The organism is Natrinema salsiterrestre, assembly GCF_029502005.1.
Classification (GTDB): domain Archaea; phylum Halobacteriota; class Halobacteria; order Halobacteriales; family Natrialbaceae; genus Natrinema; species Natrinema salsiterrestre.
In genome coordinates, this window is record NZ_JAMQOT010000004.1 from 385,758 (window position 1) to 411,820 (window position 26,063).

The window sequence follows — 26,063 nt, forward strand, 5'->3', positions numbered from 1 at the left end:
GCACGGAATAGGAACGCCAGCGTCTTAACTTCGGTTCCAGCGGCAGTCCGATCGGTACCACCGGCGATCGGTGGGAGTCACGCCGAATCGGTCACGTCCGTCCCCGCCTCGAGCAGTCGATCGCGAACCCGCTCGCGGTCGACGGTCCCCGACGTCGTCCGGGGAAGCGCGTCGGCGATCCCGATCGTCTTCGGTCGCTTGAATCCGGCGAGATGTTCGTTACAGTGGGCGCGGACCGACCGGGGCTCGAGCGGATCGTCGCCGTCAGAATCCGGCGGCTGCTCGGGAACGACGAGCGCACCCACCCGCTCGCCCCACTCCTCGTCCGCGAGCCCGACGACCGCCGCGTCCTCGACGCGGGGGTGGGTTCTGAGGGCCGCGACGACTTCGCCGGGATCGACGTTCTCGCCGCCGGTCACGATGCGGTCGCTCCGACGGTTGAGAACCCACAGGCGTCCGTCGTCGTCCTCGTAGCCGACGTCTCCGGTGTGTAAGCCGCGCTCGTCGACCGCCGCCGCAGTCTTCTCGTCGTCGAGATAGCCCGGCGTCACCGTCGGCCCCGACACTACGAGCTCCCCCTGCTGGCCGGGCTCGACCGTCGCACCGGTCTCGTCGACGACGGACACGTCGGTGAAGAGCAACGGCTGGCCGACGGTTCCCTCGTGCGTCCCGGTCTCCGCCGGCGTCGCCGTCGCGATCTGGGACGCGGTCTCGGTCATGCCGTAGGTCGGGTGGACCGGGACCCCCGCGTCTCGACACCGCTCGAGCAACTCGCTCGAGGCCGGTGCGCCGCCGAGGAGGACGAATCGCAACGCGTCGGTCGGCTCCCAGCCGGCATCCAGCAGTCGCTTGCACATCGTCGGGACGAGGGAGACGCCGGTCACGTCGTCGTCCGCGAGCACCCGGGCGGTCGACTCGGCACCGAACTCGCGCTGAATCACCACGGTCGTGCCGTACAGCACCGATCGGATCACGGGTGCCAGTCCGCCCATGTGGTACATCGGAAGGCAACACAGCCACCGATCGGTCGGCGTCACACCGAGCCGGAACGCCGAGGCAGTGGCACTCGCGACGAGATTGCCGACCGTCAATCGGACGGCCTTCGGCTCGCCGGACGTGCCCGAGGTGAACATGATCAGTTGCGTGTCGCCCCGCTCGAGGGGGACCGGCTCGACCGCTCGAGACCACTCCCGATCGGCGTCGCTCGCTGCGATCGAGTCCGACGGGAGCAGCGATCGCACTCGGTCACAGCCGGGTTCGTCTACCGACCGGAGATCGATCGGTTCGGGTTCAGCCGAGTCGATCGATTCTATTTTGACCGCGATCTCTCGAGCGGCGTCCTCGGTACTCCCGTCGCAGACGAGCGTGGTCGGTTCAGTTCGCTCGACCTTCGCGGCGAGTTCGCCGGTCGTCTCGCGGACGTTCAGCGGGACCACGGTCGCGCCGGTTCGCATCGCGGCGAAGAAGACCGTCGCGAAGGCGGGTCTGGTCGGCATGAGAAGCGCGATCCGCTGGCTATCGGCACCCTCGCCGTCGGATCCGTCGAGCGTCACGGCCTCGAGGGCCGACGCGACGCGGTCGACTCGCCGGTCGAACTCGCGGAAGCTCCACTCGAGTCCCGTCTCGGTGTCGACCAGCGCCGTCCGCTGTGGCGTCGCCGCCGCCCGGTGTGCGACGAGGTCTCGAGTCGGCCAGTCGACCGGCTCGCCGATCATGGATCCCACACGTCCGAAACGCCGAGTCCCTTGGCCTGTGGCACGACCGCCGACCCCTTCTCGAGCAGGACGGGATCGCGACCCAGATCGGTCGCGAGCAGTTCGCCGGTCGCCAGCCCGCAGGCCGGAACGTCGGGGATCGCCGCCGCGAGGTGGACCGCACCCGTCCGCGCGACGACCCCGTCGATGGTGGTCGTCACCAGCGGCGTGATGTCGACTTCCGTCACCCAGGCCGCGACCTTGCGGGCGACGTCGATCCCGCCGAGCGCCATCGGTTTCAGGACGGCGACGTCCGCGGCCTCGGCGTCGCAGATCGCGTCGACGCCGTGCTCGAGCAACCCTTCGTCGAGCGCGATCGAGACGCCGCCGCTCCTGGCTCGGAGGTCGGCGTGCCCTTCAAGCGCCCCCGCTGGCAGCGGCTGCTCGAGGATCGAGAGCCCGAGGTCCGAAAACGCCTTGAGCGCCGATTCCGCTTCCTCGTAGGTCCACGCCTCGTTGGCGTCGGCCCGCAGTTCGACGGTCGATCCGACGGTCTCGCGCACGCGGCGGACGCGTTCGATGTCCTCCTCGACGCTTCGGAGACCGACTTTCAGCTTGCAGCAATCGAACCCGCGGTCGACGGCTCGCTGCGCCTCGGTGGCGGTTTCGGACGGCGACCCGTCGCCGATGGTCGCGTTGACGGGGACCCGACCGACCATCGGTCCCTGGCCGAGGTAGCGGTACAGCGGCGTCGGCTCGCGAGACGCCTGCAGGTCGGCCAGCGCCAGCGAGAGCGCGTGCCGGGCCGCGACCTGGCGGTCGACGGCCTCGAGCGCCCCGCTCGGGCCGTCCGTCCGGATCGCGTCCTGTGCCCGCTCGAGCGCCCGTTCGCAGTCGGCGTGGGACTCGGTCCAGCCGGGGAGGGGCGTCGCTTCGCCGTAGCCGACGGCCGATCGAGAGCGAGCGTCGGCCGTCCCGTCGCCGTCCCCGTCGACCAGTCGAACCAGAAACCCGTCGCGCGAGTCGATCGTCCCGTCGGCCGTCTCGAGCGCCTCGGTGAGCTCGAGCGAGAACGACCGGTACTCGAGGGAAAGGGAGCCGGTCGCGTTCATAGGATCACCAGCCCTCCGGCGAAACAGACCGCGTATATCGCGAGCAGCTTGCCCGTCCCCTCGAGCGCCGGGTTGAGCGCCTCGCCGTCCGTTCGCGTACAGACCGTTCGCGCGATCATCGCGGCGTAGGGCAGCGTGACGAGCGGGAGCAATACGCCGGGACCGAAATCTGCTGCGACCCGGAACCAGAGCGGCACGACGTAGGCGAGCGCGAGCAGGGCCACGTACTCGAGGCGGCTCCACCGGTAGCCGAGCCGAACCGCGAGGGTTCGCTTGCCGGTCTCGGCGTCGGTCTCCCTGTCGCGGATGTTGTTCACCACGAGGATGGCGGTCGAGATGCCGGCGACGGGCAGACTCGCCGCGACGGCGTCTCGGGTGAGCGTTCCGGCGGGGATGGTCGTCGCCAGCGGTTCCGCGAGAACGGCTGCGGCTTGCACGTAGTACGTCCCCGTAACGGCGACGAGGCCGAAGAAGACGAATACGAAGAGGTCGCCCAGTCCGTGGTACCCCAGCGGATAGGGGCCGCCCGTGTACGCCCACCCGCAGAAGACGCTCACGAGCCCGACGATCAGGATCGGGAGCCCCCCGATGTAAACGAGATAGGTGCCGGTGACGATCGCCAGTCCGAACGTCACGAACGTGGCGAATTTGACCTGTTCGGGCGAGATGAGTCCCGACTGGGTGACGCGGGTGAATCCCTCTCGATCCTCGGTATCGGCGCCCTTGATCGCGTCGTAGTAGTCGTTCGCGAAATTCGTCCCGATCTGTATCAGTGCCGCACCGACGAAGGCGAACAGTGCCGGTATCGGCGCGAACACCCCCTCGCGGACCGCGAGTCCCGTCCCCACGATGATGGGGGCCGCAGCCGCGGGCAAGGTCTGGGGGCGGGCGGCCATCAGCCACGCCTTCGTCCGTGAGATTTCGACCTCGGCCGAACTCATTGTTCGACTGTGCCACTCGAGAGAGTGTCAACGTTGGCATTGCGGGTCGCGGTTCCGGGGATCCAACTACGCCGGCGGGATCGCCAGCTCGAGGGGCTCCATCTCGAAAAACGCCGTCTCGTACCCCTGGTGGCGCGCGGCTTGCGGTGGTGATTCGACCGCGATCCGCACCGAATCGCCCGGCCGAACGTCCGTGATCGATCGACCGTACGACAGGCCGAACGCGGCGTCGAGCGTTCCCTCGAGTCGCCGGTCGGCGATCGTCGAACCGTCGCGTTCGACGATGGCCCGCAGCGACATATTCACCAGCGGGACTCGATTGTACGGCGTCCGCGGGGAGACGAGCAGGTATCGATCCTCGCCGTCGACCAGGCGCGAGCCGGCCTCGAGGAGCGTGACGACGAACGCCGCGTCACCGCTTCTCGGAAGCCCAGCGTCGGCGTTCGCGTCCGTATCCGCGTCCGGATCGACGAGATGAGTTCCCGGATAGTCGTCCGCCGGTGGGAGTGCGGAGTACGGAACGTCGGCACTCCGTCCGTTCATACCCCCGTCGTCACGGCGAGTCATCGGCTCGAGCGCGCCCCGTTCTCCCCAGCGCTCCTGCTCCAGCAACTCGAGGCCGTCGACGATTTCCTCGCGGAACGCCCGATCGTAGGTGAGTTCGAACGTCGCGGTCCCGCCCTCGGTGAACCGTCCCGCGAGGGAGCCGGTTCGACGCGTCGGAAGCGGCGGCAGGTCGACTCTGACGGTGTACGTGCCGTCGTCAGGCAGGGCGACGTTGTCGCCGAAATGGACGCCCATCTCCTGTGAGAGCATGGGCCACAGCGACCGCGACGTGATCTCGTCGCCGTTCCGCGAGACCGTCGCTCTCGGTTCGGCATCGCCGGGAAGGACGACTCCGGTCTCCGGATCCCAGCAGACGAGCATGAGATGAACGCCGCGCCCGGCCGAGGGTTCGACGATTCGTCGATAGGATCCGGTGACGACCCAGAACGGATGCGGGTACGTGAGCAACGGAGCCAGCGCGTAGTCACCGGCCTCGATCGGCTCGAGGATCCGCATCGATTTCCGATGTCCCGGGAGATAGACCGCCGCCGGTGGGTCCTCGATCCGCGGAATCGGCGGGGTTCCCCCGGCGGTCTCGTCGCCGGTGTCCGCTCCGCTCCCGCTCTCGGCATCGCCGGTCGCCTCGCCGGACTCGCCGCCGGGCGCTCCACAGCCCGCGACGGCGAGCCCGACCGGAACCGCAGTCGTCCGCCGGAGGAAGGTTCGTCGGTCCATATCTCCTGTCGCCTCGATTTCCCTCGGTCAGTCGTTCGTCAGTAGTGCCACGGGAAGTCGTCGAAGTCGGGATCGCGACCCTCGACGAACGCGTCCCGGCCTTCCGCCGCTTCGTCGGTCATGTAGCCCAGCCGCGTGGCCTCGCCGGCGAAGACCTGCTGGCCGACCATCCCGTCGTCGGTCATGTTGAACGCGTACTTGAGCATCCGCATCGCCGTCGGGCTCTTCGAGTTGATGCGCCGACCCCATTCGAGGGCCGTTTCCTCGAGTTCCGCGTGGGGAACCGCCTCGTTGACCATCCCCATCTCCGCGGCCTCCGCGGCGTCGTAGGTCTTTCCGAGGAAGAACACCTCCCGGGCCTTCTTCTGGCCGATCTGTTTGGCGAGATACGCCGAGCCGAAGCCGGCGTCGTAGCTGGCCACGTCGGGATCGGTCTGGAGGAACTTCGCGTGCTCCTCGCTCGCGAGCGTGAGATCGCAGACGACGTGCAGCGAGTGGCCGCCGCCGACGGCCCAGCCCGGCACGACGGCGACGACCACCTTCGGGATATGGCGGATCAGGCGCTGGACCTCGAGAATGTGCAACCGCCCCTGTTCGGACGCCCGTTCCTCGTCACCCTCGTACTGGTAGCCGTCCTCGCCGCGGATCGTCTGGTCGCCGCCGGAACAGAACGCCCAGCCGCCGTCCTTCGACGAGGGTCCGTTTCCGGTCAGCAGGATACAGCCCACGTCGGTCTGTCGCTTGGCGTGATCGAGCGCGTCGTACAGCTCGTCGACGGTTCCCGGCCGGAAGGCGTTGCGAACGTCGGGCCGGTCGAACGCGATCCGAACGGTGCCGGAGTCGACCGCGCGGTGATAGGTGATGTCCTGAAACTCGCGATCGAGGGCGTCGACCGGCTCCCACCGGTCCGCATCGAAGAGTTCCGAAACCATTTGCTCGGATTTCGTCGTCGATAGGTGAAATAGGTTCGCGTCGCCGATCGGAGTCGCGTCGCCGGGGAAGATTCTGTATAGCGCTTTGGAGTTTATTTGGTGGCTGCCAGCCGTCTCCTTCCGGAACCCATACCAATTGTCGGTGTCGACGACTGTCCGTTCTCCCGAGCAGTTTTTTACTCGTCCGTTCAATCACCAATGTGATGGGGGAGACGTATTACGAGGTACTCGAGGTCGATCCGGACGCGACTCACGACGAGATCGAGTCCGCCTATCGCGAACGAGTCCTCGATACCCACCCCGACCACTCCGACGCTCCCGACGCGGCCGAGCAGTTCAAGCGGGTCACGACCGCGAGGTCAGTGCTCACCGACGGGACGGAACGCGCGCGCTACGACCGACTCGGTCACGATGCGTACGTCGGCCTCGCTCAGGGACCGTCGGCCGGTTCCGGCTCGAGCGAGGACGATGACGAGTCCGGTGAGGACGGTGCCGATTCGGGCAAAAGCTCCGATTCCGCCGACCAGTCGGAGTCGAACGCAGGTGCCCGAACGGACACGGGGCGATCGGCGGGGGACACGGAGTCGACTGGGACGGACGAGACGACCACCGGTACGGACACGACGGCCACTGGCGCGGGCACGAGCGCGTCCGAACAGAACACGACAAGCGGGACGGAGGCGAGCACGTCCGAGGAGAACACCAAGTGGCAGGAGGTGGCCGAGTGGTGGATAAACGAAGGTAAGGAGTCGACACGGACCGAGACCGACCACACCGGTCGGACGCGGAGCCACCACGCTCGGCAGCGATCCAAACGGCGTCAGAAACGGGCGAAGCAACGGGCGGCGGGGAACTGGCCGTTCGACACCGACGAGACGACCGAGGGCGGCGGGACGAAAACCCGTCAAGAAGCCCGTGCGACGACAACGGGGCAAGACGACGGCGGATTCGAGTACTCCGTTCACGACTGGGACGGCGACGTCGACCTCGGGTGGGACGGGCACCAATTCGATCAGACCACGGCGGTGTCCGTCGGCTCCGTGGCCGTTCTCTACCCGCTGTTCGTCGTCGGGAGTCTGACGCCGATGTTTTCGTTCCCGGTCAACGCGATCATCGCCGGGTGCACGTTCGTGCTGGTGGGATATCTGCTGACCATGCCCCGGATCGCGATGGCGGCGTTCGGCGGCTGGAGCGTCCTCTTTTCGATCGGTATCCTGCAGTTCTCGCCGATCGATCCGGTCTCGATACTCGGGATACTCGCGCTCGCGTTCGTCTGGGTACCCCTCGGCTACGCCGTCGCGCTCTGGTGGGTACTTCGCCCCTGACTACCGGCGTTCGGACCGGGCCAGCGACCCGCGATCGCGTTCGACGACGGACACGGCGAGACTCGACTACGAGTCGCTCCGCGTTTCGACGTCGTCCGTCACGCGCTCGGCGAGCGCGTCACGCCGCCGATGACTGCCCTTCGAATCGAATTCGACCGAGAGGACCTGCGTGCCCGCCCGCTCGAGCGACCGGCCGTAGGCGTCGGAAAAGTCCACGGGAGCGACGCGCTCGAACTCGAGACCGTACAGGTCGCCCAGCGCCTCGAAATCGAGGCCGTGGGGCGTTTTGAACTGCTCGGTGAACGGCGGATCGAACGCTTCGATGGGGAGTTCGTGGAAGATGCCGCCGCCGTCGTTGTCGAGCAGGACGATCGTGGCGTCGACGTCGCACCGATCGACCGCGAGCAGGCCGTTCGAATCGTGATAGAAGGCCAGATCGCCGGTCACGATCACGAGCGGGTCGTCGGTCGCGCTCCCCGCGCCGAGTGCCGTGCTCGCGATGCCGTCGATCCCGCTCGCTCCGCGGTTCGCGAGGACAGTGAGATCGGCCGCTCGCGGCCGACCGAACCGGTCGGCGTCCCGGATCGGCATGCTGTTGGAGACGAACACGGTCGCCGGATCCGGCGCGTTCGAGAGCACCGATGCGAGGATCGCTCCCTCGAAGGGTGCCGCCTCGAGCGCGTCCGCGGTCAGCGCCTGATCGCGAACCGTCCAGTGGTGTCGTTCGGCCGCGTCGAACCGGCCGAGCCACCCGTCGGCGCGTCCATCACGCTCTCCGAGCGCCTCGAGAACCGCGTCGACGACGGCAGCGGGCTCGGCGGCCACCAGGTCGGTCGCGGTGAAGGTCGCCTCGCGCCACGCACCCGCTGGGTCGACGAGGAACTGCTGGGCCTCGGCGTCACGGAGCCAGTGCCGGAGCGGCTTCGACGTCGGTGAGGCACCGAATCGGAGGACGGCGTCCGGAGGCGGCATGTGGCCGACGTACGTGTCGTAGCCGCCGTAGATCGAACGCGGTCCCCCGGGATTCCCGCCCTCGTCCTCACGCTCGCCCTCGACGTGCGGGCCGAACCGGAGTCCGGACAGCGGATCCGCGAGGACCGGCGCACCGAGACGGTCGGCCAGTTCGGTGACGGCCGCGGGCTCGAGTCCGACGAGCGCCGTCGGATCGGCGGGCCCCGCGACGACCAGCGGTCGGTCGGCGGTCTCGAGCGCTCGAGCGATCGGTCGGCACTCCTCGTCGGAGAGCCGTCGCGTCCCGTCGGTGGTTTCCACGAACGGGCCGTCCCGTCCCCGCGCTGCAGCCGTCTCGGCGAACCGGTCGGGCACGTCGCCGGGCACCGCGGTCGGCTCGAGCGGCTTGCGAAACGGACAGTTCAGGTGGACGGGACCCGGCTGGACGCCGGTCGTCTCGGCGAGCGCTCGCGCGGCGGTCGTCCGGAGGCTCCGCACTTTCCGCTCGTCGGCTTCGGGCTCGGGGAGTTCCGCGTACCAGCGCACCGCGTCGCCGTAGAGCTTGACCTGATCGACGGTCTGGTTCGCGCCGCTGTCGCGGAGCTCGGGCGGCCGATCGGCGGTCAGCACGAGCAGCGGGACGCGAGCCCGATCCGCCTCCATCACGGCCGGATGGAAGTTCGCCGCCGCGGTTCCAGAGGTGCAGATCAGTGCCGTGGGCTTACCGGTCCGACGGGCGCGACCGAGCGCGAAGTAGGCCGCCGACCGCTCGTCGAGGTGCGAGTAGACGTCTATTTCCGGGTGTTCGGCGAACGCGACCGTCAACGGCGTCGACCGACTGCCGGGCGCGATACAGGCCGCCTCGAGGCCGCTTTCCGCCAGTTCGTCGGCGAGGACGCGACCCCACAGGGTCGCGCGGTTCGGTGCGTTCATCGGGTCAGGTGTCACCGGAGTTCATCGAGGATCGGTCGGTACTTCAGCTGTACTTCGTCCCACTCCTCCTCGGGATCGCTGTCGGCGACGATGCCGTTGCCGGCGAAGAGCGTCACCGTCCCGTCGGTCGCGATCCCGGAGCGAATGGCGACCGCGAACTCGCCGTCGCCGTCCGCGTCGAACCAGCCGACCGGCGCGGCGTACCAGCCACGATCGAACGTCTCCGTCTCGCGAATCGTCTCCCAGGCCGCGTCGGGCGGAACGCCGCCCACGGCGGGCGTCGGGTGTAACGCCTCGACGATCTCGAGGACGTGCCGATCGCTCTCGAGGGTCGCTTCGATCGGCGTCTGGAGGTGCTGAATCGTCGCGAGCCGGCGGATCGTCTGCGCGCTGACGGTGAGGTCGCGGGCGAAGGGGGCCAGTTGGTCGCGGATCGCGTCCACGACGAGTTCGTGTTCGTGCTGGAACTTCGCGTCGGCCCGCATCCGCTCGACGTGCTCTTCGTCCTCGGCCGGCGTCTCGCCGCGCGGGACCGAGCCGGCGAGCGCCTCCGTCTCGACGCGTTCGCCGCGTTTCGAAACCAGCCGCTCGGGTGGCGCACCGAAGAACGTGCCCTCGACCTCGTGACCGACCAGAAAGCGATAACAGTTCGGGTACTGGCGGCGCAGCCGTTCGAGCGTCGCGGGGACGTCGATCGGCCCCTCGAGTTCGACCGACAGCGCCTGTGCGAGGACGACTTTCCGTAACCGACCGTCGGCGATCCGCTCGAGCGCGGTCTCGACCTGACTCGTCCACTCGGCGGGCGAGGTCGTCCGCCGCGTCGCGGCGACGCCGGGGGTCGACCCGCTCGGTCGCATGGCCGGCAGCGCCGTCAGCCGGTCGTGCCAGCGCTCGAGTCGGTCCGCCGTCTCGTCGCGTCCGTTTCCGACCGCGGTCAGCCACGTCCCGTCGTCGGTCCGCGTGACGAGCACCTGCGGGACGACGAACGACGCCGCGTCGAACCCGCCCCATGGCGGAGTCGGCTCGTGACCGTCGTGAAACGAAAAGCCGCCGAAGGCCCGGGGTCGAGCCGCGGCGGGGCCGTCGTGTGCGAGGCCGTCGAACGCCCGGCTCGCCTGCGTTCGGATTCGGTCGAATCGGTCGACGCCGCCGGCGGTAAACCGTGCGGCGACGCCCCGACCGACGAGTTCGAGACCGTCGGGCGTGGCCCACTGGACCCGCGACTCGGCGCTCCCGTCCAGAATGGCGCTAAACGAGACGTCCTCGAGTTCCCGGCTCCGACTGACGAGGTCGAAAGCGCCCTCTTCCGATTCCGAACCCGTCGCCAGTCGACCATCGCCCGACGATCGATCCATCGACCGCACGTCAGGACCGCCCGACCTTCAGCCTAACTATTCGTTGACCGACGGGAAAGACCGGACTAGCTGTACCGCTCTTCTCGCCACGGATCCGCCGTCTGCGAGTAGCCTCGCCGCTCCCAGTAGCCCCGCTCGGGTTCCGTGAGGAACTCGATGCCGTCGACCCACTTCGCGCCCTTGTAGGCGTATCTGTGGGGCGTCACGACCCGGAGCGGACCGCCGTGATCCTCGGGGAGGGAGTCACCGTCGAACCCCCACGCGAGCAGGACTTCCTCGCGCATGCACGCCTCGAGCGGCAGGTCCGTGGTGTAGTCGTCCATCCCGGAAAACATGACGTGAACCGCGTCGTCGCGAACGCCGGCCCGCTCCGCGAGTTCCGTGAACTGAACGCCGGTGAATTCGCAGTCGAACTTGCTCCAGCCGGTCACGCAGTGAAAGTCCTGGCGCTGCGTGACGGCCGGCAAGTCTCGAAACTCGTCCCACGACAGACTCAGTTCCTCGTCGACCGCGCCGGTGACCGTAAACTCCCACGTCTCGGGATCCCACTCGGGCGTCCCGCTCTTCGAGAGGACGGGAAATGCGGACGTTTCGCGCTGGCCCGGTGGCAGCCGCTCGTCGCCGAACTCCCGATACAGGTCCGTGACGTCCGTCGTGTCCATACTCGTGCGTACGTCCCGACGGACGTAGGTGTGACGCCTCGGCCCCGTCGCCTACCGGCGCGGTCGATCACCGTACCGCTGGCGGACACTCGAGTCGACGCGACGGCGTCGATACGTCCGAAGCCACTGACCGATCGCCCGTTCGTATCGCGGCGACCGAGGAATCGGTGTGCGAGAAACAGCCGATTACCACGACGGAGGCGGGATCGCAACCGACGGAAACGGTAGCGATTCGGCCACAACTCGGCTGTTTCCCGCGAAACCCTCGCCACCCCTTAGTACGGTCTCGGCGAGAGATATCGATGCATGGCTAGCACAGAACAGCTTACGGATCGGGAGATGACCGGACAGACAACGGCGGAAGTCGGCGAGCAAGCGATGGGCCCCGCGTTCGTCGCGTCGGCCGCATCGGTCGGCCTCGCCCTCTACTACTTCTTCATTCAGGGGGAGCGCGAACTGGGCACGTTCGTCGGCCTCTGGCCGCCGACCATCCTCGCGTTCGCGAGTTACTTCAACCAGCGGAAGATGCGCCAGCAACTCGAGACCCTGACACAGCCGGGAACGAAACTGCGGGACGCGATCGACTCGATGATGGGTAACCGGTAAGTCGACGGCGCGATCGACGTCTCGTCTCCGAGCACCTGTCGTCGTTTTCGGCCGTCGATCGAGAGTTCCATCTCCGTTCGACGGCCGCGGCGTCCCGTCGGTATTGGGTCCCCGTCAAACCTAAATACCCCCTCACCGAAAGCCGAATCAGATGCCGAAAGTAGAGATCACCATACCGGAGCACCTCGAGATGCAGATCGCCCAGATGGTCGAACGCGGCGAGTTCGTCAACCGCGAGGAGGCGATCGAGGACCTCCTTTCGACGGGCATCAAGGCCTACAAGACCAGCGGACCGAGCGACGAAGAGGACGGTGCGGGAACCGGCGGGACCGGCTTCGAAGACGACGGCATGATGGGCCACGACGACGAGTACGTCTTCTAGCTTATATCCCGACCGCGAGCAGCGGAATTCCGAACGCGATCGCCGCACCGACCAGTGCAACGAGGGCACCGACCAGGACGGCTCGTGACGAGTAGTCGCTCATCGGTGCGGTCGTTCGTTCGGCAGCGAGATCGTGACCGACGTCAGCTCCCGAATCGTCGTCGGGGGTTGCAGTGTCGTCTGTCATAGGTCTCCGTTCTCAGTTCACTTCCTTAAAGACATCTACAGCAGTGCGTCGGTGGAGCGCCACCCGCCCCGTCGTGTCACCGGGAAATATATATCGTTCGAGTAACCATCCGGGGACGATGCCCTCCACGAGGATCTCTCGCAGGCGGTTACTCGCTACCGGCGGCAGTTGTCTCTCGGCCGCGGTCGCGGGCTGTTCCGGGACCGGCGGATCGACCACCGAAAGCGGGACCGCTCGCGACACGGGTCGGCCGTTCGAGTCGACCCACGAGTACGACGAACTGTTCGTGCGCTCGGCCGACGACGAACCGTTCATCCATCCCGACGACGCGGCGGCCCAGCGGGAAGAAGAGCAGGATCGGCCACCGCGGCACACCCGGTCGTTTTTCGTGATCGACGAGGACGGTGCCGATTCGCTCCGGATCGACCTCGAGGAAAACGCCGAGGCGGCGGCCGAGATACGCGAGTTCGTCGCCGACACCGATTTCGGGACCGAATCGATCGTCGTCGATCAGCGTCCCATCGGCGACTGCTATCACAGGCGCGTCCTGAGCGTCCGGGCGATGGACGACGATTTTCATCGGCAGTACTGCCGTACGCTGAAAGATCCGATGACGCCCTGCGAGGCCGATACCGACGTGATGGAAGCCGTCGTCTTTCGGATCCGGCGACCGTACGAGGACGCGCCGTCGAGCCACTCGAGTTCCGAGAGCGCGTCGTGTCGAGGCCCGATCATCGTGGGAACGAACGGATCCGAGTCAGATTCGAACGGGACCGACGCTGCCGACTCGAACGCGACCGAGCCCCGCGACCAGAACGGGACCGACGGCGAGGGAGGGGATCGCGAATGACCGCGTCGAAACGAGGATCGACCGGCCGACGGCGGTTCCTCGCCGGGCTCGCCGCGGTGTCCGGAATCGCCGTCGCCGGCTGCAGTAGCCCCCCGTGGACCGACGACGAAACCGGCGGTTCGTTCCCCGTCTCGGAAGTCGCCAGCGTCCTCTCGCCGTCCGCTCCGCGGATCGACGGGCCGGTTCCGGTACGGCCAGAGGCGAGTGCGATCGAATCCGCGCTCGAGCGGGTCGACGAACTGGTGGCACCGATCCCGGACCCGCTCACGGCGGAGGCGGTCCCGAACGGCGTCGTCCGGACATCGATCACCGACGCGCGGGACGAGGCCGGCGAGATCCGGACCGAAGCGGCCGACGCGACGGGGCCGGGGCTGTATCACGCGTTTCGCGATCTCCGAGGTGCCCGCTCCCACGCTCGACGGGCGATAGCGACGTGGTCGGCCATCGACGACGAGACGCTGGCTGGCGATCTCGAGGACGAACACGGCGAGCTCCGGCCGCGGATCCGCGATCAGCGCGCGTCGCTCGCGTATCGCGGAACCGACACCGACGACGAGCTGCTCCGCTCGGCGCTGTACTACTCCCAGATCGAGTCAGCCCTCGACCGGGCGGTCGAATCCCTCGGGTCGTGGGAGATCGACGAAGGCGCAACCGTCGTCGACGTCGGCGAGGCCGCCGCCGACCTGGAGTCCGCGGCGGCGACGGCGAACGGCTGGGAACACTTCGCCGATCGGTACGAGGCGACGCTCGACGAGCCGATCGACCTCGAGCCGATACTGCGCGGCGGACTCGAGCGATGCGTCGATCGTGCCGACGCCGTCGCCTTCCCCGCGCAGGACGACGACTGGTTCGACGAGATCGACGTTGGTGACATCGACGAGACGTACCTCGAGCACATCCTGTGGCGGACCGGTGACGCCGTGACGGACGAGCGAGAGCGGCTGCGGGACGCGGAAACCAGCGGGGACCTCGGAACAGGGCTCTACCACGCCGTTCGGTTCGAGCAGGCGTTCCGCGCGTTCGAGCTCGTTCGCGATCGAATCGCGGACGGCTCGGTCGCCCTCCCCGAAACGCTCGCCGACGTCCGTCGCGAACGGGAGGCCGCGATCGGCGCTGCCGAGACGGCTCGAGACGACGTCACCGGCCCGTCACCCGGGGCGTTGGCGCTTTCGGAGACGGTTCAGCGACTCGAGTGGGCCGACCAGTCCGTGCAGCGACTGGCCGACGCCGACTCCGACGCCGTCACCTCGCTGACCAGTGAGTACGGCGACTACGTGCGCGTTCGCGCATCGCTCGAGGCGCTTCCGGAGGCGGTCGATGCGTTTCGGTCGCGCGTGCTCGAGTGATAGCGCGGAGGCCGTCACGACGGTCGAACCCGTTGCCCGATTCAGACCCCTTTACTATCCTCGGTGCGAAGGCTCCCGTAACACCCACATGGTACTGACAAAGCGAGTCATCCCGTGTATCGACGTGGATCTCGACGAGGACGGGAACCCGGCGGTCTACACCGGCGTCAACTTCGAGGACCTGAAGTACACCGGCGATCCGGTCGAGATGGCCCGCGCGTACAACCGGGCGGGCGCGGACGAGTTCGTCTTCCTCGACATCACCGCCTCCGCGGAGGGGCGCGAGACGATGCTCGACGTCGTCGAACGCGTCGCCGACGAGGTCTTCATCCCGCTGACCGTCGGCGGCGGCATCCGCACCACCGAGGACATCAAGGAGACGCTGCGGGCCGGCGCGGACAAGGTCTCGATCACCACCGGCGCGCTCGAGCGCCCCGAACTCATCAACGAGGGCGCGCGGGCCTTCGGCAACCAGTGTATCGTCATCAGCGTCGACGCCCGACGGCGCTTCGACGAGGGAGGCGAGCACTACGTCGAGGTCGACGGCGAGTCCTGCTGGTTCGAGTGCACGAAGAAGGGCGGCCGCGAGGGAACCGGCATCGACGTCCTCGAGTGGGCCGCCGAGGCCGAATCCCGCGGCGCGGGCGAGCTCTTCGTCAACTCCATCGACAAGGACGGCACGAAAGACGGCTACGACCTCCCCCTGACGAAAGCGGTCTGTGACACCGTCGACACGCCGGTCATCGCCTCCTCCGGCTGTGGCGGCCCCGAGGACATGTACGACGTCTTCACCGAGGCCGGTGCCGACGCCGGTCTCGCGGCGTCTATCTTCCACTTCGACGAGTACTCCATCGAGGACACGAAGGCCTACCTCGACGAACGCGGCGTCCCCGTCCGTCTCTGAGTCGCCGGAATCGTGAGCTTTCGGCATAGTCTTCCCGTCGCGTTCGAGTCGTCGATCGACGACTCGGTCCCCCTCGGGTTGGGCATTCAATACGTTTATTCCGTCCCGGTCCTGCGTTCCGACCAGTGAAATGGCGGTGTACGCGGTGTGGCAAACCGCACGCGGAAGACGATCCGCCCTGTGACGAGTGCGGACACAACGCCTTCGAGAAAGCGATCGTCCGGGTCGACGATCGCGAGGCCCAGAGCGACGCCGGCAGCGAGTCGATACCGTCCGGAACCGTCGAAACCGGTCCGGCGTTCGTCTGGGCCTGCACGAACTGCGGCCGCGAGCACGTCCGGAACACGCCCCCGTGTTCTCGCTGTGGCAACCCCGACCTCGAGCGGATCGAGCAGACCTACGAGGGGCTCGAGCGGGACCTCGATACGCCGACCTGGTTCGAGGTCTCGAAACCGTATTTGCCCGTCTTCGCCGGTATCGCGGTCGTCATCGCGCTGTTCGCGACCGGGATCGTCCCCCCGTCGATACTCCCGGGGATCGGTCCGCCGTCGCCGCCCGACGCGCCCGGCGAGGGAATCGAGGCCGGTGGACTCGATCTCGGCGACACCGAAGCTCTGATCCACCAGCGACTCGAGGACGAGCGAGAACCGTCGGAGAGTCGGACGTATGACGACGGACTCGCGGCGTACGCGGAGTACCGGAACCGCTACCTCGTCGCCAGCGAGTTCGCCGACGAGGCGCCAGAGGGGGCGAATCCCGATGCGTTCGATCACCAGTGTGGCGACACGAGACCACAGGAGGGCCTCGCAGTCCTCAGTGGGGTCTCAGTCGGAGAGTACGGCGACGAGGAGGAATTCGCGGACGACATCGTCGCGGAACTCCTCTCGAGATACGATGACGGGATTCGAACCGGGTTCGACCGTGAGGGTGTCGATGTCCACGTCGCACCGAACGGAGATATCTACGTCTTTTACGCGACGTGCTGAGGGGGCCTCGACGGACTCGAGGCTATCGTTCGTTGGAGACTCGGACGGCAGCGAGAACCGCTTTCAGTTAGAGAGGACGAACGAGAGACAGGGAGAGCCCTGCGATCACCGTCCAGACGGGCGGTTATGCAGCCGCTTCGAACGCGTCCTTGAACGAATTCGCCTTCTCGCGAACGGTCGCGGCCGCCTCCTCGAGTGCCTCGAGGGGATCCGCGCCGCCTTCGGTCTTGATCGTCAGGATGGGCTCGGTCTGGCCACCCGACTGTTCGGGGTTGACGTCGTAGGTCGCTGCGCTCACGTCGTCGTACTCGAGCAGTGCGCCCTTGAGCACGTTCATGAAGGTGTGATCCTCGCCGGCGATTTCGATCGAGAGTTCGTTCTCGGTGCTCTCGGTGACCCGCAGTTCCATGTCACATGGTCCGGTCGTCGGCTGCTTGTACCTTTCGAAGCCGCCGCTCGTCGGGGGTCGCTGATGGCAAATCACTAAACGCGTCCGTTCGAACCACGGGACATGCTCTCGTTCGCGACCCTGTTGACGGTCGCCGTCGCCGCGGCGCTGGTGGGGTCGATCGCGGTCGTGAGACTGGTTCACCGGCCGGTGCGACGCTGGCGCGACGTGCTTCAGGCGCGGCTCGTCTACGGCGTCCCGTGGGGCTCGATCGTCGTCATCACGTTCGTCCTCTGCGTCTATCTCTTCGTTCAGGACGGCATCACGAACTTCGACGATCCCGTGACGATCCCGTATCGGACGTGGTCGTACTTCTACCCGCTCGGGATGGCGACGGCGTCGTTCTCTCACGCCGGCCCCGGACACCTCGTGGGGAACCTGGCTGGAACGGTCGTGGTCGCACCGATCGCCGAGTACGCCTGGGGACACTACCCTGATGAACGCGATCGCCTCCGAACCGACTCGTGGCGAACGAACCCGCGACTCCGGGCGTTCGTCCTCTTCCCGCTGCTCGTCATCGGGATCGGCCTGCTCTCGAGCCTGTTCGCGCTCGGTCCCGTGATCGGCTTCTCGGGCGTCGTCTTCGCCTTCGCCGGCTTCGCGATCGTTCACTATCCGATCGTCACGATCGTCGGCACGCTCGGCGTTCAGGGCGTCATCCTGCGGCTCTACTACGCGCTGCAGGAGCCGATCAACGTCTATACCGCCCAACCGAGTCCCCCGTCGCCGCCGTCCTGGGCCGGCATCGCCATTCAGGGCCACGCGCTCGGCCTCTTCGTCGGCTTCGTCCTCGGCATCGCGCTCCTCGAGCGGCGGGGTGCCCGCCCCGATCCGTTACACCTCTGGCTCGCCGTCCTCCTCTTCGGCTTCTCGAAACGGCTCTGGGCGATCTACTGGTTCGGCGGCGAGAACACGTACGTTCTCTTCCAGGGTCCCGGCGTCGCCGTCGTCGCCGTGCTCGCGCTCGTGGTCACGCTCTCGATGACCGCCTCGGAGACGCGGCTCGTTCCACCGCGCCTCCGGCGGCTACTCGCTCGGACGGGTCGATCGAATGTCCGGACCGATACCGTCAATTCCTCGGTCGATCGGTCGCTCGAGCTCGCGATGGCCGGACAGGTCGACGCGGTCGTTACCGCCCGCATCGATCGCGTTCGGGAGATCGCCGCCGGCGCGCGAACGCGGGTCAGCGACTCGAGTTCGCTGTCGGATCTGACCCGTAAACAAGCCGCGTTCACGGCCGTCGTCATCGTCCTCGCCGTGCTCGCCGGCGTCGCTATTCCCACGAATTTCCTCGTCGTCGACGACGCCACGACGTCCACCGAGGACGCGATCCAGATCGAGGATTATACCGTCGAATACGCCGAGGGCGTCCAGAACGAGCTGGTCACCGGTATCGGTATCGAGTCCCTCGAGAGCGACGAGGGCCTCGAGGGAAGCGGGGTGATCGTCGCGAGCGACCGGCGGGAGCTCTGGCTCGAGGCGGTCAGCGCGCAGCGACTCTCCTTTACGGGCGAGGAGACGATCTACGTCGGTGGTCCCGGTTGGCGCGAGGCGGTCCACGTCGAGCGCACCGGCTGGCAGCCGGTCGGTAACGACACCGTCTATCAGGTCTGGCTCTGGGAGGACGGCGAGGATCGACGGCTCGCCCACGAGTCCAACGAGTCGCGAGCCGAAGCCCGGATCGCGGGACGGAACGTGACGGTCGACACCGATAACGGCGAGTTCGTTCTCGAGGTCGACTCGAGCGAGACGGACGCCGTCGAGACGACGCAGATTCCGGCTGTCAACGAGACGAGTTCGGCGGGTGGACTATCCTTCGAGCGCGAAAACGAGACGGTCTACGCGGCCGCCGACGGAACGCGAGTCGCGATCGCGAGCGAGGAGACATACAACGGCTATTGAACGAGGTGCGGTGGCGCGGTTCACCATTGGCGAACCGCGACTCGAAGCCGCGCGATCGAATCGGTTGGAAAGGGAGTGGCACCCCCACGTGACTGCAGTAGGGGACCGCTCGAGCCCTCGTCGCGCTGTCACTCGACGACTGCACGTCCAGCGGACGGTGACGCCCTGATACGATCCGTTACCCCTGAGGCCCCCACTCGATCCGGAAGACCTCGGCCTCGAGCGTCTCCTCGGTCTCGGTGTGAAAGTCGAACTGCTTCGTGATGGGGAGTTCGGCCCGAAACGCGTGCGTCACGTCGCCGCCCTCGTCGCCGGCGAAGGATTCCACGAACTCCTGACTCCCTTCGTTGTGGATCGTGTACGAGACGGCGGCGATCTCGCTGGCCGTCTCGAGGAACTCCCGATCCGCGTGTCGGTTCCCGCGCTGTGCACCGAACGGCGGGTTAGAGAGCACGGTCGCGTCGGTCGTCGAAAACGGATGGCGAGTGACGTCACCGCGGAGCCACTCGAGCGTGCGATCGGGATGGCCACTCGCAGCCGCCGCGACCGTTCGCTCGTTCCGGCGGGCCAGCTCCAGCGCGTCGCGATCGACGTCGATTCCGACGACGCCGTCGGCACCGGCGAGCGAGGCGGCGATCGCGAGCATCCCGGTCCCCGTCCCCAGATCGACGACCCGTCCCTCGAGGTCATTTTGCAACCCGGCCAGGTGACAAATGTGAGCCGCCAGCTCCGCCGGCGTCAGGTACTGCTCGAGGCTCGCGTCCGGATCGGAAAAGTCCGCGACCGACTCGAGCCGGCGGGCGAGCGCGCGGCGTGAGGGGCCGGCCATCCCTTAGTAGTCGACGGCGATCGGTCCCTCGAGGTCGAACGCGAGCCCCTCTCGGTCGGCCCGCTCGGCACAGGCCGCGAGCGCGGGACGGACCTTTTGTGGGTCTGCGACGGTATCGACGGTGACGGTCACGGTACCGACACCGAGGAACGAGCCCGCGCGAACGTAGCCTCGAATGCGGTCGATTTCCTCCTGCGTCGCGAGAGAACAGTCTTCCTCGAAACACGCACTGATCGTCAACTCGGCGGGGACCAGTCCTTCCTCGGTGAGGTCGCGCTTGAAATCGCGCAGATACGCCGGCGCGGTCGACTCGAGCGCGGCGGCCTCGAGGGCGACCGGCGTGGCGTCGGCCGGGCGACACCGATCGATCGCTGACTGGTGGGACGTCGTCGTACTCATTGTCCTGCCATACATGGCTTGCATACAAAAAGCTTGTTGAATACGTAGTAGTAATACATCGAGTCGTCATCGCGCGGTCCTCGACTACGAACGATGGGTCATGGAAACTTCAAGACCACAGTTCCACGACACTTTCGAATAGAGTTAAGGATTCCCCGGGGAAGTAACAGGTATGGAGCAGTGTCCGCGGTGTCAGGGTGCCGTCGAAGAACTCTCGTTGGGGGACGTGTCGACTGTCACGTGCCCCCACTGTGGGTTCGCCGACGTGCCCGTCGAACACCAACCCGAAGGCGAGGATCCCGAATCGTGGCGGGACGCGTTCAACCGATTCTACGAGGAATGAGCGGGGCTGCGTGCGTCATCGGCCGGTAGTACGGTCCCCGAGAAATCGAACCTCGCAGCGCGAGGCTTACTCGTTTGCGGCCGCCGCTTCCGCGTCCTCTTCTTCCTGCTGGTGTTCGGCGTCCTCGTCGGAGCGGGCCGCGACGAGGCCACCGCGTGCGACGCTGTACAGCGGTTCGTTCGCGTGCGTGACGTCGCTGATCGAGAACGGAATGTTCGCGTCCTCGAGGTGGTCGCGGAACAGGGCCTCGAAGCCGCTGGGGCTCGAGGTCCCGCCGGTGACGACGACGGGGACGTCCAGTCCTTCCTCGACGTCCTCCTCGTCGACCTCTTTGACGATGTTCTCGATGACGTAGTCGAGCAGGTTCTCGTAGTAAATCGAGAGGGCACCCTCGACGCCGCCGACGTCGGTCGTGAAGTCCAGTTCGAAGTCGTCCTCCTTGATCGAGGTGACCTTGTCGACGGGCGTCCCGGTCGCGCGGGCGGCCTGTTCGTCGACCCAGTCGCCACCGCGGGCGACGGAGAACTTCATGACGGGCACCGCGTAGTAGGAGAGACAGACGTTCGTCATCCCGGCACCGAAACTGATGCCCAGTCCCGTGAAGTTGTTGTCCGCGAGTTCGCTGTAGATGACGGACATCCCCTCGTTGATCGGTTCGGAGTCGTATCCCATATCGTCGAGGAATGACTCGATCGTTTTCTGGTGGTACAGCGTGGAGAGATCCGAGTCGATCGGATCTGCGGGCGAGGAGAAGTAGAGCTTCTCGTCGGGATAGGCGGGCTCGCCGACGACCTGCTCGATGATGAGCTTCATCATCGGGATCGCGCTCTGCTCGTCGTTCGAGAGGATCCCGTGTTTCATCGGGCGACGGGTCTCCTTGTTGAAGATGTTCGCGAAATTCAGCGCGTCGTCGCCGACGACGTAGACCTTGTCGTCCTTGCGAATGTGGAGCACTTCGCTTCGCGAGAGCATCTGCTCGGCCATATCCGAGTACTCGATCTCGACGAATGAGTTACGCTGTTGCACGAATACCGTGTCGTTCCCATCCTGTTGTGCTGACAGGATGTTCATCGTTCCGACGTCCAGGCCTTTGGCCATGTGTGGGCAAGGCAACCGACGGATTATAAATCTATGTGCCTTAATTTCGGATCTGATACTACGACACAAGGGGCTATTACTTTCGGTCGCCGGCCTTTAATTCCTCTTTACGAGATTCCGGAACCGGTCGAACAGGGTTCCAACGGGTTTCGTCACGGTTTCGACGGCCCCACCGTCGTCCTCGGCCGTCGCTTGCTCCTCGGCTCGCTGCTGTTCGCGCAGTTCTCTGAGCTTCGCCGTCTGATCGTCTACCGTCGAACTCGAGGTCGTTTGCTTCGTCTCGCCGCCTTTGAGCCCCTTGAGACCGGCAACTTGCTGATCGACGCCCGACGAACGAGTCGTCGTGGTGCCGGCGTCGGTATCGATCTCGACGTCGTCGAGGTCGTTACTCGAGAAGTTCAGTCGCTTGTGTTCGGTCTGTTCGACGCCGCCCCAGGAGAGCTCGACGCCCTCCATCGCGTCGTCGATATCCCGCTGGATCTCCGCGTCGGAGAGTTCCGGGTCGTCGTCCTCGTCGGTGTCGGCGTCGGTCGTGACCACCTCGGCCTGCTGTGCCATATCGAGGTAGTGGGCGATCAGCGCGGCACCCGTCGAGGCGGCGATGCCCGCGAGGCCGACGGCGTACACTGCGATCACCTGAACGGTGTAGTCGGCCCCGTAGCCGTTCCAGTCCTGGGGATAGACGACGAGGAACCCGACGATCGCACCGATCGTGATCGCGACGCCGGCGATCGACGTGTACAGCATTCGCCGTTCCGACGGGAGCAGGACCACGATTCCCAGCATCGTAACGGGGAGCGACCCCATCGCGACTCCGTATGCGGGACCGACCCACGCGAAGTAGTCGGCGGTGCGCGCCTCGAACGTGCTCCCCCAGACGAAGAGCACGAGGCCGACGATCGCCAGCCCGATTCCGCCGAGAAACAGACCGAATCCGACGTAGACGTCGGTCCGGTCGTCCGGTTCACCGATGTATCGACGATAGATGTCGAATAGATAGCCGTCTGCGGCCTGTTCCGCTGCCATTTGGTCTCAATTTATACTCCAGTACTATGACTGTTTGGACGGAAAACGAACCCGTCCCGTCTCTCGAGACCGCCGCATCGCCCCGTTGGTGTCGCCACCGTCGCGATTCGGTCGCCGTGTCTCGGTCTGGCCCACCGAAACTATCCGATCGCAGAGCTCCGCCAGAATTGCCGGCCGACACTGAAGAGATTAGATGTGTTACCAGTGTCCATAGTTTGATAACGATCCGGTCAAAACCCCTTTCCAATTCGAATGGTTTCCGGTAACGTACCGACTGTGCTCGTCGCAGTCGACGATCCCGACGTGCGTGCCAGGTTCCAGTCGTGGCTCACTCGCGACTACCGTGTCGAGACGGCGACGAACGGCGACGGCGTCCTTTCTGCGATCGAGGCGGTCGATGCCGTCCTGGTCGACCGCGAACTCCGGACGGCGGCCGGGACCCCCGTCGTCGACGAGCTCGAGGGGCGACCGGCCGTCCGGACCACGTCGATCGTTCACGACAGTCACGAGAGTTCTCGGCACTGCGATATCGACGACGGTCTCGTCAGACCCGTCTCGAGAGCCGCCCTCTCCGAGACCGTCGACCGGCTGCTGCGTCGCGGTCGATACGACGAGCTCGTGGCCGAATGCGCGACGCTCGCGGCCGAATGCGGCGCGCTCGAGGCACGGACGGGCGGACGGTCCTCGCTCGAGTTCGACGGGAACTACGTGGCGGCACGGCACCGGCTCGAGGAGGTGTTTTCGGAGCTGGACGACCTGCTGAGGAGCTTCGACGGCGAGGACTTTCGGGCCGTCTTCGAGACGTGTACGGTCGAAGCGGCGCGCGGACTTCAGCAGGCGGGCGAACGGTCCTGACCGGGGACGACACCGTTGCCTGCGCCGATTTCGGTACGGGCGGTCGCTACCGAACGCACGGTTCTCGAGACAACGTGCAGTATATACGTCCGTGGCCGTTAGGACGGCCAATGAGTCAGGAGTCGGAGTACACCGAGGGGGACCTCCGGAACACCGGAATGAGTCTGAAGCACGATCGAGAGTGGGACTACGAACTCGAGGAGATCGTCGACGCGATCGAGGAGCGAGACGCGACGAAAGTCGGACTGCAGTTCCCCGAGGGACTGAAACGACGCGGGCCGGCCGTCGCCGACGACCTCCGAGCGCTGGCCGACGACGACGTGACGTTCATGCTCTCGGGACAGCCGTGTTACGGCGCTTGCGACCTCGACACCTATCTGATGAAACGCACCGACGTGTTCGTTCACTTCGGCCACTCGCCGATGAAGGACACGGACAAGGTCATCTACGTGCCGCTGTTCTCCAACGTCGAGGTCACGCCGATCATGGAGGAGTCCCTCGAGACGCTTGAGCCGCCCGAGGAGACCGAGGGCGTCGGTCTCGTGACCACGGCCCAGCACATGAACCGCTACGACGAGATGAAGGCCTTCCTCGAGGAGCGGGGCTACGAGGTTCACAGTCGACGCGGCGACGACCGGCTCACTCACGAGGGGCAGGTGCTCGGGTGCAACTACGCGAGCGCGGACGTGCCCGCGGATCAGGTGCTGTACGTCGGCGGCGGGAAGTTCCACCCGCTCGGGCTGGCGATGGAACACCCCGACAAGCACGTCGTCATCGCGGACCCGGTCAACAACGTCGTCACCGTCGCGGACACGGACAAGTTCATGAAACAGCGCTACGGTGCCATCCACCGCGCGATGGACGCCGAGAAGTGGGGCGTCATCTTCTGTACCAAGATCGGCCAGGGCCGCTGGGAGATGGCCCAGGATATCATCGACGACAACGACAACGCCTACCTCATCACGATGGACGAAGTGACGCCGGATCGGCTCCGGAACTTCGACATGGACGCGTTCGTCAACACCGGCTGTCCGCGGATCACGACCGACGACGGCCCGCAGTTCCACAAACCGATGCTCACGCCCGGCGAATACCGGATCGCCGTCGGCGACGAGCCCCTCGACAGCCTCTCGTTCGACACGTTCCACGGGACCTGGTAGCGCCGTCGCCGTCGGCGCGCCGGGTTGCCGATAGTACCGTTTCTCGCTGCCGGGTATCACCGGACAGTGATACCCGCCACAGATTGCATGTTTTTCGAACAGGCAGAAATAATCTACTACATACAGGCAGGAATATTCGTTTGCGGTTGAATATAGTGGTGTAGGGTAGTAATGAGGTGCTTATTCCAAAGCAGTTTGGAAGAGTCCTTTTGCACCTAAGCCACTGACCAGTAGTCGATGAGTAACTCAGCTTCGAGCGGATCTACGACCGGTGTACGCGACGGTCTCTTCGACGCCCTCGCCGACGGCCGCCGACGGGCCGTCGTTCGTCTCGTCCACGAGCGATCGCTCGAGGGAATCGAGAAAGACGATCTCGCGTTCCAGCTTGCGGCGGTAATGGCGGACAAACGACTCGCTGCGGTCACCGACGACGACCACCAGCGGGCGCGTATCGAGCTTCACCACACGCTGCTGCCCCGCCTGACCGACGCCGGCCTCCTCGAGGAAGTCGACGGCGCGGTCCGAACGACCGAGCACGGGGCGTTCGACGCGGCCGGTCTCGAGGCAGCCATTTCGGCCGGGCACGGCGACGATGCAGCCGAGCTCGACGCCGTCTTCGAAGCGCTGGCCGACGAGCGTCGCCGAACGGTCCTCGGCGTTCTCAGCGACCAGTACCATCCGATCGCGACCGAAACGCTCGCTCGTGACGTCGCGGCCCGCGAGGCCGACGCGACCGAGCGCGAGGTCTCCCAGGAGCGCGTGGACGAGGTGCTGACGTCGCTCGTTCACGTCCACCTCCCGCTGTTGAGCGACGCGGCCCTCATCGGCTACGACGCTGACGCCGGCCGGGTTTCCTACGACGGTCATCCCGCCGTTCGCACCGAATGGGTTCGGCCCACTTCCGACGTCGCGACGATCGACGACACCGCCGCAACCGTCACCGAAGGGACCGACGTCCGCACGCTCGAGGGGCGAGAGTCCATCGTCGCGACCGGTCAGTCCCTCTGTGAGCGGGCCGACGACGAGCTCTTCCTCATGTTCACGACGACGGGGCTGCTCGAGGAAGGCTGTTTCCGACGGATCGAGGACGCGGTGGATCGCGGCGTCGACGTCTATCTCGGCTCGCGGGATCAGCGCGTGCGCGATCTCGTCCGGGAGCGGGTGCCCGAAGTCGTCCTCTGGGAGCCCCAGACGGACTGGCTCGACCTGCGGCCCGAGGGCAAGTCAGTCGGTCGATTGGTGTTTGCCGACCGCGAAGCCGTGATGCTCGGCACGTTCGCACAGCCGACGCGGGACGACACCGAGATCGTCGAAACGGCGATTCTGGGCGACGGGCCGCGTAACGGACTCGTCGTCCTCATGCGTCAGATGCTCGACGCCCGGATCGACGGACTCAATGTGCGAAACGACGAGCACGTCCTCCAGTTCTCGCTGTAGCCCGTGATCGCCCGTCCGCTCACTACCATCGCTTTTCTCCCGGTCTGATCGCGGCTCGTCGTACCCGTTATCACCGTCGCATACTGCACACCGGTCGTTACCGTCGTCGAGTGCGAGAT

26 protein-coding genes are annotated in these 26,063 nt (G+C 66.4%); 12 read left to right on the top strand and 14 right to left on the bottom strand.

Translation table 11 applies throughout. The features are described 5' to 3' along the window. Positions 1–77 precede the first annotated feature (77 nt). The 5 genes from NDI89_RS13850 to NDI89_RS13870 all read right to left on the bottom strand — a co-directional run bounded on the left by NDI89_RS13850 (position 78) and on the right by NDI89_RS13870 (position 5,960). Positions 78–1,715 (bottom strand): class I adenylate-forming enzyme family protein, encoded by a 1,638-nt coding sequence (locus NDI89_RS13850; protein WP_277522194.1) that lies wholly within the window; start codon positions 1,713–1,715, stop codon positions 78–80. Continuing rightward, on the bottom strand, positions 1,712–2,806 hold the full coding sequence (locus NDI89_RS13855) for a mandelate racemase/muconate lactonizing enzyme family protein (RefSeq protein ID WP_277522195.1): 1,095 nt from the start codon (positions 2,804–2,806) through the stop codon (positions 1,712–1,714). The genes NDI89_RS13850 and NDI89_RS13855 overlap by 4 nt, the downstream gene beginning before the upstream one ends. Continuing rightward, positions 2,803–3,747 (bottom strand): 1,4-dihydroxy-2-naphthoate polyprenyltransferase, encoded by a 945-nt coding sequence (locus NDI89_RS13860; RefSeq protein WP_277522196.1) that lies wholly within the window; start codon positions 3,745–3,747, stop codon positions 2,803–2,805. Before NDI89_RS13860 ends, NDI89_RS13855 begins: the two co-directional genes overlap by 4 nt. 66 nt (positions 3,748–3,813) lie before the next feature. Continuing rightward, on the bottom strand, positions 3,814–5,028 hold the full coding sequence (locus tag NDI89_RS13865; RefSeq protein WP_277522197.1) for a DUF7350 domain-containing protein: 1,215 nt from the start codon (positions 5,026–5,028) through the stop codon (positions 3,814–3,816). A gap of 38 nt (positions 5,029–5,066) precedes the next feature. Next, positions 5,067–5,960, bottom strand: a complete 894-nt coding sequence (locus NDI89_RS13870) for a 1,4-dihydroxy-2-naphthoyl-CoA synthase (protein WP_277522198.1) — start codon at positions 5,958–5,960, stop codon at positions 5,067–5,069. A 203-nt stretch (positions 5,961–6,163) separates the two neighbouring features. Between NDI89_RS13870 and NDI89_RS13875 the strand changes: the two genes are divergently transcribed. Continuing rightward, a complete protein-coding gene (locus tag NDI89_RS13875) occupies positions 6,164–7,285 on the top strand; it encodes a J domain-containing protein (RefSeq protein WP_277522199.1) in 1,122 nt (373 codons plus the stop codon). 66 nt (positions 7,286–7,351) lie between these two features. Here the strand turns inward: NDI89_RS13875 and menD are convergent, their stop codons facing one another. The 3 genes from menD to NDI89_RS13890 form a co-directional block, all read right to left on the bottom strand. Further along, positions 7,352–9,169, bottom strand: a complete 1,818-nt coding sequence (menD, locus tag NDI89_RS13880; RefSeq protein WP_277522200.1) for a 2-succinyl-5-enolpyruvyl-6-hydroxy-3-cyclohexene-1-carboxylic-acid synthase — start codon at positions 9,167–9,169, stop codon at positions 7,352–7,354. An 11-nt stretch (positions 9,170–9,180) separates the two neighbouring features. Further along, positions 9,181–10,524 carry an isochorismate synthase gene (locus NDI89_RS13885; protein ID WP_277522201.1) on the bottom strand — a complete coding sequence of 448 codons (1,344 nt, stop codon included), beginning with the start codon at positions 10,522–10,524 and terminating at the stop codon, positions 9,181–9,183. Between the two features lie 65 nt (positions 10,525–10,589). Continuing rightward, on the bottom strand, positions 10,590–11,186 hold the full coding sequence (locus NDI89_RS13890; RefSeq protein ID WP_277522202.1) for a sulfite oxidase-like oxidoreductase: 597 nt from the start codon (positions 11,184–11,186) through the stop codon (positions 10,590–10,592). 306 nt (positions 11,187–11,492) lie between these two features. Here NDI89_RS13890 and NDI89_RS13895 point away from each other — a divergent pair, with 306 nt between their 5' ends. Together NDI89_RS13895 and NDI89_RS13900 are read left to right on the top strand one after the other, a co-directional pair. After that, positions 11,493–11,792 (top strand): hypothetical protein, encoded by a 300-nt coding sequence (locus NDI89_RS13895; RefSeq protein WP_277522203.1) that lies wholly within the window; start codon positions 11,493–11,495, stop codon positions 11,790–11,792. Positions 11,793–11,943: 151 nt separating this feature from the next. Beyond that, complete coding sequence (locus NDI89_RS13900) at positions 11,944–12,174, top strand: ribbon-helix-helix domain-containing protein (protein WP_277522204.1); 231 nt, start codon at positions 11,944–11,946, stop codon at positions 12,172–12,174. 1 nt (position 12,175) lies between these two features. On the opposite strand, the gene NDI89_RS13905 is transcribed toward NDI89_RS13900, so the two are convergent. After that, on the bottom strand, positions 12,176–12,361 hold the full coding sequence (locus NDI89_RS13905; protein WP_277522205.1) for a DUF7550 family protein: 186 nt from the start codon (positions 12,359–12,361) through the stop codon (positions 12,176–12,178). Between the two features lie 118 nt (positions 12,362–12,479). Between NDI89_RS13905 and NDI89_RS13910 the strand changes: the two genes are divergently transcribed. The 4 genes from NDI89_RS13910 (at position 12,480) to NDI89_RS13925 (ending at position 16,447) form a co-directional block, all read left to right on the top strand. Further along, positions 12,480–13,211 (top strand): hypothetical protein, encoded by a 732-nt coding sequence (locus NDI89_RS13910; protein WP_277522206.1) that lies wholly within the window; start codon positions 12,480–12,482, stop codon positions 13,209–13,211. Then, positions 13,208–14,557, top strand: coding sequence for a hypothetical protein (locus tag NDI89_RS13915; RefSeq protein WP_277522207.1), 1,350 nt, complete (start codon positions 13,208–13,210; stop codon positions 14,555–14,557). Before NDI89_RS13910 ends, NDI89_RS13915 begins: the two co-directional genes overlap by 4 nt. 88 nt (positions 14,558–14,645) lie before the next feature. Beyond that, a complete protein-coding gene (gene hisF / locus NDI89_RS13920) occupies positions 14,646–15,461 on the top strand; it encodes an imidazole glycerol phosphate synthase subunit HisF (protein WP_277522208.1) in 816 nt (271 codons plus the stop codon). Between the two features lie 125 nt (positions 15,462–15,586). After that, positions 15,587–16,447: a hypothetical protein gene (locus tag NDI89_RS13925; RefSeq protein WP_277522209.1), complete on the top strand. Its 861-nt coding sequence runs from the start codon at positions 15,587–15,589 to the stop codon at positions 16,445–16,447. 124 nt (positions 16,448–16,571) lie between these two features. Here the strand turns inward: NDI89_RS13925 and NDI89_RS13930 are convergent, their stop codons facing one another. Then, positions 16,572–16,856, bottom strand: a complete 285-nt coding sequence (locus NDI89_RS13930; RefSeq protein WP_277522210.1) for a DNA-directed RNA polymerase subunit L — start codon at positions 16,854–16,856, stop codon at positions 16,572–16,574. Positions 16,857–16,958: 102 nt separating this feature from the next. Between NDI89_RS13930 and NDI89_RS13935 the strand changes: the two genes are divergently transcribed. Continuing rightward, positions 16,959–18,797, top strand: coding sequence for a rhomboid family intramembrane serine protease (locus tag NDI89_RS13935; protein ID WP_277522211.1), 1,839 nt, complete (start codon positions 16,959–16,961; stop codon positions 18,795–18,797). Positions 18,798–18,975: 178 nt separating this feature from the next. Here the strand turns inward: NDI89_RS13935 and NDI89_RS13940 are convergent, their stop codons facing one another. After that, a complete protein-coding gene (locus NDI89_RS13940; RefSeq protein ID WP_277522212.1) occupies positions 18,976–19,626 on the bottom strand; it encodes an METTL5 family protein in 651 nt (216 codons plus the stop codon). 3 nt (positions 19,627–19,629) lie between these two features. Further along, positions 19,630–20,025 carry a DUF7961 family protein gene (locus NDI89_RS13945; protein WP_277522213.1) on the bottom strand — a complete coding sequence of 132 codons (396 nt, stop codon included), beginning with the start codon at positions 20,023–20,025 and terminating at the stop codon, positions 19,630–19,632. A gap of 172 nt (positions 20,026–20,197) precedes the next feature. Here NDI89_RS13945 and NDI89_RS13950 point away from each other — a divergent pair, with 172 nt between their 5' ends. Then, positions 20,198–20,368, top strand: a complete 171-nt coding sequence (locus NDI89_RS13950; RefSeq protein WP_277522214.1) for a zf-TFIIB domain-containing protein — start codon at positions 20,198–20,200, stop codon at positions 20,366–20,368. A gap of 66 nt (positions 20,369–20,434) precedes the next feature. Here NDI89_RS13950 and NDI89_RS13955 read toward each other — a convergent pair whose 3' ends face one another. Beyond that, positions 20,435–21,466 (bottom strand): disk-shape morphogenesis protein volactin, encoded by a 1,032-nt coding sequence (locus NDI89_RS13955; RefSeq protein ID WP_226006473.1) that lies wholly within the window; start codon positions 21,464–21,466, stop codon positions 20,435–20,437. A 96-nt stretch (positions 21,467–21,562) separates the two neighbouring features. Beyond that, positions 21,563–22,492, bottom strand: a complete 930-nt coding sequence (locus NDI89_RS13960; protein ID WP_277522215.1) for a cell division protein CdpA domain-containing protein — start codon at positions 22,490–22,492, stop codon at positions 21,563–21,565. 252 nt (positions 22,493–22,744) lie between these two features. Here NDI89_RS13960 and NDI89_RS13965 point away from each other — a divergent pair, with 252 nt between their 5' ends. From NDI89_RS13965 to NDI89_RS13975, 3 genes are all read left to right on the top strand, one after another. After that, positions 22,745–23,347, top strand: a complete 603-nt coding sequence (locus NDI89_RS13965) for a HalX domain-containing protein (RefSeq protein ID WP_277522216.1) — start codon at positions 22,745–22,747, stop codon at positions 23,345–23,347. Positions 23,348–23,457: 110 nt separating this feature from the next. After that, positions 23,458–24,507 (top strand): diphthamide biosynthesis enzyme Dph2, encoded by a 1,050-nt coding sequence (dph2, locus tag NDI89_RS13970; protein WP_277522217.1) that lies wholly within the window; start codon positions 23,458–23,460, stop codon positions 24,505–24,507. Between the two features lie 237 nt (positions 24,508–24,744). Further along, complete coding sequence (locus tag NDI89_RS13975; RefSeq protein WP_277522218.1) at positions 24,745–25,944, top strand: DUF7344 domain-containing protein; 1,200 nt, start codon at positions 24,745–24,747, stop codon at positions 25,942–25,944. Positions 25,945–26,063 lie beyond the last annotated feature (119 nt).